The sequence below is a fragment of the Microbacterium sp. zg-YB36 genome (assembly GCF_024623575.2).
In the GTDB taxonomy this organism is placed as follows: domain Bacteria; phylum Actinomycetota; class Actinomycetes; order Actinomycetales; family Microbacteriaceae; genus Microbacterium.
The window spans coordinates 1505807-1516252 of sequence record NZ_JANJFD020000001.1 but is presented as its reverse complement, the minus strand read 5'-3'; the positions used below and the strand labels follow the sequence as shown (position 1 = coordinate 1516252).

Annotated in this window: 12 protein-coding genes; 10 read left to right on the top strand and 2 right to left on the bottom strand. The window is 71.4% G+C overall.

Annotation, left to right across the window (positions count from 1 at the left end):
- Positions 1-46 precede the first annotated feature (46 nt).
- Positions 47-622: a TetR/AcrR family transcriptional regulator gene (locus NQ151_RS07820; RefSeq protein ID WP_257507886.1), complete on the top strand. Its 576-nt coding sequence runs from the start codon at positions 47-49 to the stop codon at positions 620-622.
- On the opposite strand, the gene NQ151_RS07815 is transcribed toward NQ151_RS07820, so the two are convergent.
- On the bottom strand, positions 615-1604 hold the full coding sequence (locus tag NQ151_RS07815; protein WP_257527631.1) for an o-succinylbenzoate synthase: 990 nt from the start codon (positions 1602-1604) through the stop codon (positions 615-617). The genes NQ151_RS07820 and NQ151_RS07815 overlap by 8 nt on opposite strands.
- Positions 1605-1681: 77 nt before the next feature.
- Between NQ151_RS07815 and NQ151_RS07810 the strand changes: the two genes are divergently transcribed.
- Genes NQ151_RS07810 through NQ151_RS07780 form a run of 7 tightly spaced genes read left to right on the top strand, consistent with a single transcriptional unit; the run spans position 1682 to position 7881 of the window.
- On the top strand, positions 1682-2017 hold the full coding sequence (locus NQ151_RS07810; protein WP_257527630.1) for a PadR family transcriptional regulator: 336 nt from the start codon (positions 1682-1684) through the stop codon (positions 2015-2017).
- Between the two features lies 1 nt (position 2018).
- A complete protein-coding gene (locus NQ151_RS07805; RefSeq protein ID WP_257527629.1) occupies positions 2019-2987 on the top strand; it encodes a permease prefix domain 1-containing protein in 969 nt (322 codons plus the stop codon).
- 29 nt (positions 2988-3016) lie between these two features.
- The gene (locus NQ151_RS07800) at positions 3017-3973 is read left to right on the top strand and encodes a hypothetical protein (RefSeq protein WP_257527628.1); all 957 of its coding nucleotides are present in this window, start codon (positions 3017-3019) and stop codon (positions 3971-3973) included.
- 5 nt (positions 3974-3978) lie between these two features.
- The gene (locus NQ151_RS07795) at positions 3979-4776 is read left to right on the top strand and encodes an LLM class F420-dependent oxidoreductase (protein WP_257507891.1); all 798 of its coding nucleotides are present in this window, start codon (positions 3979-3981) and stop codon (positions 4774-4776) included.
- 40 nt (positions 4777-4816) lie between these two features.
- Positions 4817-5716 carry a 1,4-dihydroxy-2-naphthoyl-CoA synthase gene (locus NQ151_RS07790; RefSeq protein WP_257507892.1) on the top strand — a complete coding sequence of 300 codons (900 nt, stop codon included), beginning with the start codon at positions 4817-4819 and terminating at the stop codon, positions 5714-5716.
- A gap of 7 nt (positions 5717-5723) precedes the next feature.
- Entirely contained in the window at positions 5724-6881 is a 1158-nt protein-coding gene (locus NQ151_RS07785) for an AMP-binding protein (RefSeq protein ID WP_257527627.1), read from the top strand.
- Positions 6882-6903: 22 nt separating this feature from the next.
- Complete coding sequence (locus NQ151_RS07780) at positions 6904-7881, top strand: 1,4-dihydroxy-2-naphthoate polyprenyltransferase (protein WP_257527626.1); 978 nt, start codon at positions 6904-6906, stop codon at positions 7879-7881.
- A 1-nt stretch (position 7882) separates the two neighbouring features.
- Here the strand turns inward: NQ151_RS07780 and NQ151_RS07775 are convergent, their stop codons facing one another.
- On the bottom strand, positions 7883-8170 hold the full coding sequence (locus tag NQ151_RS07775; RefSeq protein ID WP_257507895.1) for a DUF4229 domain-containing protein: 288 nt from the start codon (positions 8168-8170) through the stop codon (positions 7883-7885).
- A gap of 85 nt (positions 8171-8255) precedes the next feature.
- Here NQ151_RS07775 and NQ151_RS07770 point away from each other — a divergent pair, with 85 nt between their 5' ends.
- A complete protein-coding gene (locus NQ151_RS07770; RefSeq protein WP_257507896.1) occupies positions 8256-8618 on the top strand; it encodes a PLD nuclease N-terminal domain-containing protein in 363 nt (120 codons plus the stop codon).
- Complete coding sequence (gene menD / locus NQ151_RS07765) at positions 8615-10399, top strand: 2-succinyl-5-enolpyruvyl-6-hydroxy-3-cyclohexene-1-carboxylic-acid synthase (RefSeq protein WP_257527625.1); 1785 nt, start codon at positions 8615-8617, stop codon at positions 10397-10399. Before NQ151_RS07770 ends, menD begins: the two co-directional genes overlap by 4 nt.
- Positions 10400-10446: the final 47 nt, after the last annotated feature.

Below are 10446 nucleotides of genomic sequence, written 5' to 3'. Positions count from 1 at the left end.
GGTGCGACCGCTCACCCGCAGCAGAGAGAACACGCGAGGGCGGCTCATGGATGCCGCACTCGAGGTCTTCGCCGAAATCGGGCTGGACGGGGCCTCGGTGGAGGCGGTGTGTGAACGCGCGGGCTTCACCCGCGGTGCCTTCTACTCCAACTTCGCGTCGAAGGACGAGCTGTTCCTGGCGCTCATCGCCCGGCTCGCTGAGGCGAAGCTCGAAGAGGTCGAAAGCCGGGTGCGCGAGCTCGAGGCGCACCACGTCCCTGCTGCGCCGACCGAACTCGTCCGGCGGGTCGTGGGACTGTCGCTGGGCGGCGACATGGATCCGGCGCTGGTGAGCGAGATCCGCGCGCAGGCGCTGCGTGACCCGCAGATGGCCCAGGCATATCTCGCCTGGCAGGACGGCATGGTCGAGCGCACCACGCAGATCATCTCGGGGCTCGTCGACGCGTACGGCCTGCGGTTGCGCCTGCCGGCGGACGAAGCTGCCCGGTTGTTCATAGAGGTTGCCGACGACACCAGCGTGCGCGCCGCGCTGCAGGGATTGAGCGCCGCCGAGGCGGGCGAGCTCCTCAACGCACGCGCGGAACGCCTCGCGAACGCGCTGGTGGACGCTCCGCTCAGCTGACCGACAGCAGGGCGTGGCAGCGCGCGACGCGATCCAGCCACCAGTCCCGGCGATCGTCGGATGCCGCGTGGGTCGCCAGCGCGTCGGCATCCGGCTGCACTCGCCCGACGGGCAGCCAGCCGCCCTGGGGGACCAGCGGGGAGGCGATGACGTCGCCGGTGAACAGCGCGGCCGTCCCCAGCCCGCAGTCGAACTCGAGGTCGGGCAGCGCGGCGGCCAGCGCCAGGCCCATCGAGAGCCCGATCGAGGTCTCCAGTGCACTGGACACGACGGCGGGAAGCCCCGCCTCGGCCACGATCTGCAGGGCACGGTGCACACCGCCCAGCGGCTGGGCCTTGACCACCACGATGTCCGCGGCGCCGGCGCGGGCGACGGCGAGTGGGTCGGATGCCTTGCGGACGCTCTCGTCGGCGGCGATCGGGATCCCCATGTAGCGGATGCGACCGCGCAGCTCGACCAGTTCGGCCACGCTCGCGCACGGCTGCTCGATGTATTCCAGATCGAACTCGGCGAGGGCGTGCACGGCGTGCTCGGCCTCATCGACGTTCCAGGCGCCGTTGGCGTCGAGCCGCACGCGCCCCTCCGGCCCCAGCGCCTGCCGCACGGCGCGCACGCGGGCGACGTCGTCGGCGAGCAAGTGCCCTGGCTCGGCGACCTTGACCTTCACGGTGCGGCATCCGTCGAATCGGGCCAGCACCTCGGGCACGCGGCTCGCCTCCACGGCGGGCATGGTGGCGTTCACCGGCACCCGGTCGCGCACCGCCGCGGGGGACTCCTGCCAGCCGAAGTCGATCGCGCCGGCCAGCCACGTGGCCGCCTCGGCATCGTCGTATTCGGTGAACGGGGAGAACTCGGTCCACCCCGCGGGCCCCCGCAGCAACACTGCCTCACGGGTGTCCACGCCGCGAAAGCGGGTGGCCAGGGGGAGGGCGACCACGACGGCGCCGTCGAGGAGTTCGGTCAGTGCGGGGAGCGGGTTCACCCTCCCATCCTGTCAGTGCGGAGACAGCTGCATCTTGTGGTGGACAATAGTGTGTGAGACACAGTAACGTGTGGGGCATGAGCGAGACGGAAGCCCTCGATACGCACCTGCAGGAACTGCGGCGCGGCACGATCGTGCTCGCGTGCCTGCGGCTGCTGCAGGAGCCCGGGTATGGGTACGGGCTGCTCGAGGAGCTCAGCCGTCGCGGCTTCGACACCGACGCGAACACCCTCTACCCCCTGCTGCGCCGCCTGGAGAAGCAGGGGCATCTCACGAGCGAGTGGAACACCGACGAGGCCCGGCCCCGCAAGTTCTACCGCACGAGCGAGGCCGGGCAGCGCCTGGCCGGCGCCCTCACCGACGACTTCACCGCGATCGCCGACGCGATCGCCGGCCTCCCCGAGGAGAAATGACATGACAGTGCAGTCGACCTTCACCGATCGTTACGTCGACGCAGCGACGCGCTCCGTCCCAGAGAAGCAGCGCCCCGATCTGGCCGCCGAACTGCGCGCCTCGATCGAGGACCAGGTCGATGCCCGTGCGGCATCGGGCCAGCCTCCCGCCGACGCGGAGCGGGCCGTGCTGAGCGAGCTCGGCGACCCCGAGAGGCTCGCCGCCGGGTACACCGACCGCCCGCTGCACCTGATCGGTCCGCGCCTGTACCTGGACTGGCTCCGGGTGCTGAAGCTGCTGCTGTGGATCGTGTTGCCACTGGCCGCGATCGGTTTCGCCGTCGGAGCGGTGCTCGCCGGCGGCGAGGCCGTCGAGATGATCAGCGAGGTGATCGGCGGCGTCATCGGCGGCACCCTGTCCGTCGGCATCCACGTGGCGTTCTGGGTGACCCTCGCCTTCGCCATCGCCGACCGCGCGCTCAGCGGCAAGAGCACGCCGTTCACTGCCTGGACCGTCGACCAGCTGCGCGAGGTCCGCCCCGCCGGACAGGGTCTGGGCGACCTCATCGCCTCGCTCGTCTTCGTCGCGATAGCCGCGGGCGCGGTGATCTGGGACCAGGTCACGGGAGTGGTGTACCTGCAGGATCAGTGGATGCCGATGCTCGACCCTCGGCTGTGGCCCTGGGGGATCGCGGCGCTGCTCGTGCTGCTCGCCGCGGAGGCGGCCTTGGCCGTCGCCGTGTACGTGCGCGGGCGGTGGACGTGGCCGTTCGTCGTCGCGAACGCGGGGGTCGCGCTGGCGGTCGCGGTGCCTGCGCTCGTCCTGCTCGGGGGCGGGATGCTGGTCAATCCGGCGTTCTTCCCCGGCGGCTTCCCTGCCCTGTCGGATCAGGCCGCGTCGATCTCGGCGGCCGCGCTGGGAATCGTCATCGTCGGTGTGGCCGCGTGGGACATCATCGACGCCGCACTGAAGGCGCGCCGCGCGCGCTGAGGCACCCGACTGGCCAGAAAGGCACGGACATGCGATCAATCACAGGCGACGACTACACCGGCCGCTACGTTGCGGCCGCGACCGCGGCGGTACGGCCCGCCGAGCGCGTCGACTACGCCGCCGAGCTGCGCGCGTCGATACGCGACCAGATCGAAGGCCGCGTGGCGCAGGGGGAGGAGCCGGCGGCGGCCGAGGTCGCCGTGCTGAACGGCCTGGGGGACCCCGCCGTGCTCGCCGCCGGATACGCCGACCGGCCGCTGTATCTCATCGGCCCACGCTGGTACCCGACGTGGCGTCGCGTCCTGCGGATCGTGCTGTGGAGCGCGCTGCCGCCGGTGGCGTTCGGTGTCGTCGTGGCCATGGTCCTGGCGGAAAGGTCGCCGTGGGGGATCATCGGGCCGACCATCGGCATCACGCTCAGCGTCGGGGCAGTGATCTTCACCGGCATGACGATCGTCTACACCGCGCTGGAGCGGACGGGTGAGCCCGTCGGGACGTGGACCGTCGACCACCTACCGCGCGGAGAAATGGATGCCGGCACCCGGCTGGGCCCGGTCGAGATGACCCTTCACCTCGTCGCCGTCGTCTTCGCGATCGTGGGGCTCGTGGCGGTCACCGTCCCGTGGCCCATCGACGATGCCGGACACCTATCGGTGCTCGATGCCGCGCTGTGGCCGGGGAGCCTGATCGTCGGCATCCTGCTGGTCCTCGTCGGGGCCGTCGTCGCTCTGCGGGCGCGGGCGACCGGCCGGTGGGGAGTAGGAAGCGCGACGGCGGTCGCGGTACTCGCGCTGGCCTGGGCTGCTCCCGTCGTGGGGCTCGCGGTGACCGGTCGACTGTTCGATCCGGCCTTCGTGGCCTACCTCGACATCGACGACGATGCCCAGCTGGTGATCACCCTGCTGGTCGTGGTCGGCACGCTCGCAATCACGGGGTGGAGCGCTTTCGCCGCCTTCCGGCGCGCGCTGAAGCCCGTCCTAAACTGATCCTCATGCCCCTCCTCGACACCCCCGTGCGCCTCGGAATCCAGCTGCAGCCCCAGCACGCCCCGTACCCCGCCTTCCGCGAGGCCGTGCAGCGGCTCGAGGAGATGGGCGTGGACATCCTGTTCAACTGGGACCACTTCTTCCCGCTGTCCGGCGACCCCGACGGCTTCCACTTCGAGGCCTGGACCATGCTCGGTGCGTGGGCCGAGCAGACCGAGCGGGTCGAATTCGGCACCCTCGTCAACTGCAACAGCTACCGCAACGCCGACCTGCAGGCCGACATGGCCCGCACCCTCGACCACATCTCGGCCAAGGGCGGCACGGGACGGTTCATCTTCGGCACCGGGGCCGGCTGGTGCGAGCGCGACTACGACGAGTACGGGTACGAGTTCGGCACCCCCGGGTCCCGGCTGCGCGACCTGGAGCAGGGGCTCGCGCGCATCGAGCAGCGCTGGGCTCAGCTCAATCCCGCCCCTACCCGGCGCATCCCGGTGATGATCGGCGGCAAGGGGGAGCAGAAGACGTTGCGCCTGGTCGCTCGTCACGCCGACATCTGGCACAGCTTCGTGGGGCCCGACGAGCTGCCGCACAAGCTGTCCGTGATCGAGAAGTGGGCCGAGGCCGAGCAGCGCGAAACGAGTGGCCTGGTCATCTCCAACGAGTTGAAGGACCGCGACGAGGACTTCGCCGACGCGCTGTACGGCAGCGGCGTGCGCCTGTTCACGCTCGGGTTCCAAGGCCCCGACTGGGATTACTCGATCATCGAGCGCTGGCTGCGCTGGCGTGACGGCAAGAACGCCTGACCGTCTGCGGCAGCCGTTGCCGCCGGAATAGGCTGGAGTCATGGTCTCCGAGCTGTTCGATCCGACGATGTGGCAGCCGGCGCCCGGCGCCGATGCCTACACCGACATCACCGCGCACGTCTCCCGGGACGGGGGCATCGCGCGGATCGCGTTCGACCGGCCCGAAGTGCGCAACGCCTTCCGCCCCCACACCGTCGACGAGCTGTATCAGGCGCTGGACATCGCGCGGCAGGACTCCCGCATCGGCGTGGTGCTGCTCACCGGCAACGGTCCGAGCCCGAAAGACGGCGGGTGGGCGTTCTGCTCCGGCGGGGACCAGCGCATCCGCGGCCGCGACGGCTACAAGTACGAAGGCGACCAGGCTCAGGTGCCCGACCCGGCGCGCTCCGGCCGACTGCACATCCTCGAGGTGCAGCGGCTCATCCGGTTCATGCCGAAGGTGGTCATCGCGGTGATCCCGGGGTGGGCGGCCGGTGGCGGCCATTCGTTGCATGTGGTGTGCGACCTGTCGATCGCGTCCCGCGAAGAGGGCCGGTTCAAGCAGACGGATGCCGATGTCGGCTCGTTCGACGCCGGTTACGGCTCGGCGTATATGGCCCGGCAGGTGGGGCAGAAGATCGCCCGCGAGGTGTTCTTCCTCGCCGAGGAGTACTCCGCCGACCGCGCGTATGAGATGGGCGCCGTCAACCGCGTCGTGCCGCACGCCGAGCTCGAGCGCGAGGCGATCGCGATGGCGCGCACCATCCTCACCAAGTCGCCCACCGCGATCCGCATGCTGAAGTTCGCGTTCAACGCCGTCGACGATGGGATGGTCGGCCAGCAGGTGTTCGCCGGCGAAGCGACCCGCCTGGCCTACGGCACCGATGAAGCAGTCGAGGGACGCGACTCCTTCCTCGAGAAGCGCGATCCCGACTGGTCGCCCTACCCCTGGCACTACTGAGGCGAACATGAAACTTGAGGCGGTGGCAGGCGAAGACCCGCGCGGAGTGCTGCGGTGCCTGCGGGCCGCCATTCACGGCGCGGGACCCGCGCTCGGGCTCGGCATGGTGGAGCCCGCGCCGCGTGCCGTGCCGGCCGGCACCGCGGTCGTGGTGACGACGTCCGGTTCGACCGGGGTGCCCAAGTCGGTCGTGCTCAGCCGCAACGCGCTGACGGCCAGCGCGATCGCCACGACCGCGCGCATCGGTGAGGGTGACTGGCTGCTGGCCCTGCCGGCGTCCTACGTCGCGGGGCTGCAGGTGCTGGTGCGGGCGATCGTCTCCGGTCGCGAGCCGGCGCTGCTGTCGGGCGCGTTCACTCCGCAGGCGTTCGCCGCAGCTTCTCTCACCATGGCATCCACCCATCACGGCGAACGCATCGCCACGTACACGTCACTCGTCCCGGCGCAGCTGTCGAAGCTGCTGGATGCCGCGGAGCACGAGACCGTGGTGACCTCGGCGCTGCGCTCGTTCGAGGCGATCCTGGTCGGCGGCCAGGCGCTGCCGGCGGCCACTCTCGAACGCGCACAGGCGGCGGGGGCGCGGATCGTCCGCACCTACGGGTCGACCGAGACCAGCGGCGGGTGCGTCTACGACGGCGTCCCGCTGGACGGGGTGGGCCTGCGTACGATCGAGGGGGAGGTACAGATCACCGGCCCCACCCTCGCCGACGGCTACCTCGACGACCCCGACCGCACGGCCGCCGCCTTCCCGCGCGACAGCGACGGGACCCGGTGGTACCGCACCGGCGACGCCGGCATCGTCGCCGGGGGTGTGCTGCAGGTGCGCGGCCGGCTTGACAACGTCATCGTCAGCGGCGGCATCAACGTGTCACTGGATCGCGTGGAGCAGATCGTCCGTGGCATCCCGGGACTGTCGTCCGCCGTCGTCGTCGCGGTGCCCGACGAGCGGTGGGGAGAGGCGTCGGTGGTCGTGGCCACCCGGGGCGAGGCGCTGCGCCGCAGCGAAGCGGACAAGCTGGACTCGGCCCGCGCCGCGGTCGCCGCGGTCATCGGACCCCACGCCCGGCCGACGCGGCTCGTTCTGGTGGACGAGATCGCCACGCTTGCCAGCGGCAAACCCGACCGGGAGGCGATCCGCCGGGCCGTGCGCGACCTGACGCCCTGACTGCCGCCTAAACTGACTGCTCGTGGCAGCACCGACGCGCAAGAAGCGCAACAAACCGGCATCCGCTCGCAAGCCTCGCGGCAACCCGCAGAAGCCGCAGGTCTCCGGCGACCCCGCCCACGTGTCGAAGGCGACGCTGCGGGACTGGATCGGCGCAGCCCGGCTGCGCACGCTCCCGCTGGCGGTCACGCCGGTGCTCATCGGCACCGGCGGCGCGCTGCTGGTCGACCGGGCGTTCCACTGGGTGATCGCCCTGGCGTGCCTCGTGGTGGCGGTGTCGCTGCAGATCGGCGTGAACTACGCGAACGACTACAGCGACGGCATCCGCGGCACTGACGACCACCGGGTGGGGCCGGCGCGCCTCACGGCATCACGCAAGGTGAGGCCGCGCACAGTGCTCATCGTGGCGCTGTCGTTCTTCGCGCTCGCCGCGCTCGCGGGTCTGGCCATCGTCATCCGCACGCAGCACTGGTGGATGCTGGCGGTGGGGGCCGTCTGCATCATCGCGGCCTGGTTCTACACCGGCGGAAAGCGCCCCTACGGCTACGCGGGCCTGGGCGAAGTGTTCGTCTTCGTCTTCTTCGGGCTCGTCGCCACGGCCGGCACCGCATTCGTGCAGTCCGGCGCCGTGCTGCAGGAGACCTGGCTCGCCGCCGTCGGCGCCGGGCTGCTGGCGTGCGCCGTGCTGCTGGCGAACAACCTGCGCGACATCGACCAGGACCGCGTCGCGGGCAAGCGCACCCTGACGGTGCGCATCGGCAAGCGCGCCACCCAGGTGCTGTTCACGGTGTTCCTGCTGGTGCCGTTCGCGATCTCCGGCTACCTCGCGCTGCTGTACCCGATCGCGCTGCTCACGCTGCTCGCGCTCATCCCGGCCGCCGCGGCCATCCTGATCGTCTGGACGTACCGGGCTCCGCGCGAACTGGTCGTCGCCCTGGGCGTGACGTCGCTGACGTCGGTCGCTTACGGCGCGCTGCTGCTGTGGGCGTTCGCGGCCTGAGTCAGCGGGATGCCGCGTCGTCGCCGAGCGCGTCGCGGGCGGCATCCTCGGCATCGGCGTCGTTCTCCGCCGCGCTGCCGCGCGCGCGGCGCTCCGCCAGGCCCGACGTGACGTCGGCGAGGGGGCGCCGCAGGAACAGCAGCGACAGGCTCAGCCCGATGAGGGCGGCGAAGATGGCGGCGAGCCAGTAGTACTCCCGCAGTACCGGCGAGAGCATCATGAGGCCGAACGGCACCAGGAATGCCAGCAGTCGCAGCACCGAGTAGACGATTGCGGAGCGTGCGTTCACGTTTCCATCCTAGGCGTCGCCTGCATCCGGCTTCGGTTCGGTCACGGTAGGACACCGCCCGCCCGAGCGCGCCTAGGATGGAGGCGTGGCGCGTATCCTTCTCATCGTTGCGCTGCTGTTGGCAGTCTTCTGGGTCTACAGCATCGTCGACTGCGCCGTACAGCACCCGTCCCGCCATCGCGGCGTCAGCAAGCCGATGTGGATCCTCATCGTCATCGCGCTGCCGGTGCTCGGCGGCATCCTCTGGTTCGCCGTCGGCCGTACCCGCCGATCGGCCATCCCGCGGGTGAAAGCGCCCGATGACGATCCCGAGTTCCTCGGCCGCATCGGCGAGATCCGCGACCAGGACGAGCGCATCCGGCGCATCGAGGAAGAGCTCAAGGCGCTCGACTCCGAAGACGACGACCCCCGGTCGGGCAACCCGCCACAGCGCCCCACCGACGCATGAGCGCGGGGGAACAGGCACCGGCAACGGATGCCGCAGCGGCGCTGCTGGGCCGGCTCGTGGAGCTGGGCGTGCGGCACCTGGTGCTCAGCCCGGGCTCCCGCTCGCAGGCTCTCGCGCTCGTCGCAGCCGAATTGGAGACCCGCGGGCTCGTGCGGCTGCACGTGCGCATCGATGAACGTGTCGCGGGATTCACCGCGCTGGGACTCGGCCGCGAGTCCGGCGCACCCGCCGCGGTGATCTGCACCTCCGGTACGGCGGCGGCCAACCTGCTGCCGGCCGCACTCGAAGCCCACCATGCCGGCGTGCCGCTGCTGCTGCTGACCGCCGACCGGCCGCCGGAACTGCGCGGCGTCGGGGCGAACCAGACCACCCGCCAGCCCGGCATGTTCGCCGCGTGCGCCCGGTGGGAAGCCGACCTTCCGGTGCCGGACCAGACCGATGCCGACGGCTCCGGGCAACAGTCCGCGATGTTCCGCAGCGTCGCAGACGAGGCGTTCGCCGCCGCGATCGGCTGGGGCAACCGCCCGAGCGGACCGGTGCACCTGAACTTCCCCTCGCGGGAGCCGCTGGGCGGCGTGCTGCCCTCATGGCTGCTCGCGGCGCCGGTCGCGGTGGACGCCGACGACGTGCCGGTCGAAGAGCTCACGACCGATGAGGCATCCGGCGCGCTGTACCAGGGCGGCGGCGGCATCGGGCAGGCCGACGTGCCACTCGAAGCCGACGACCAGCCGCTGCTGCTGCCGGCGGGACGGCGCACCGTCGTGGTGGCCGGTGCGGATGCCGGAGCGGCTGCCGAAGAACTCGCGCACCGCGCCTCGTGGCCGCTCATCGCCGAGATCGTCAGCGGCGCCCGCTTCGGCCGCAACCTCGTGCACGGTTACCGCGCCCTGCTGCGCGACCCGCAGCTGGGTGGACGCGTGGAGCGCGCCGTGGTCTTCGGACACCCGACCCTCAGCCGCGAAGTGGTCGCGCTCCTGTCTCGTGACGACGTCGAGGTGCTCGCCGTACGAGGCCCCGGCGAGCCCCTCAACCTCAACGGTGCGACGACCGCGGTCGGTGCGATCGGCGTCGCCGCGGCCGAACCCGACCGGGAATGGCTCGGCCAGTGGATGCGCGCGTCGCGTGAAGCCTCCGTCGACCTCACCCCGCCCGCCCCGGACGCCGACGCACTGGCATCGGCCGAACCGGCGCAGCGCCTGGGGGCGATCGCCGCCGAAATGCAGGCCATCCGCGCGCCGCTGGACCGGGAGTCGCTCGTCGACGCGGTGTGGCGGGCCACCTGGCCGCACGATCGGCTGATGTTCGGCTCATCGCGCCTGGTGCGCGTGGCCGACGCGGTGCTGGGCGGCAAGAAGGTGCCGGTGCATGCCAACCGGGGTCTTGCCGGTATCGACGGCACGATCGCGACCGCGTTCGGCATCGCCGCCGCTTCGCAGAGCGGGGGAGGAGCCGGCGTCACGCGCCTGCTGCTCGGCGACCTCGCCTTCCTGCACGACGTCGGCGCGCTGCTGCTGCCGCCGGGTGAGGCCGAACCGCGCATCCAGGTGATCGTCGGCAACGACGGCGGCGGCACGATCTTCGACAGCCTGGAGGTCGCCGCGGTGGCCTCGACCGTGGCCATGGACCGGGTGCTGTACACGCCGCAGACGGTGCGGCTGGAGCAGCTGGCCACCGCCTACGGGTGGGAGTACCAGCGGGTGACCACGCGCGCCGCGCTCGACCAGGCGCTCACCGCTCCGGTCGGCGGACGCCAGATCATCGAAGTGCCGCTGCCGCGCTGAATCGCACGCGCACGGATGCCGCCGCACGCGGCATCCGCCATGATGAC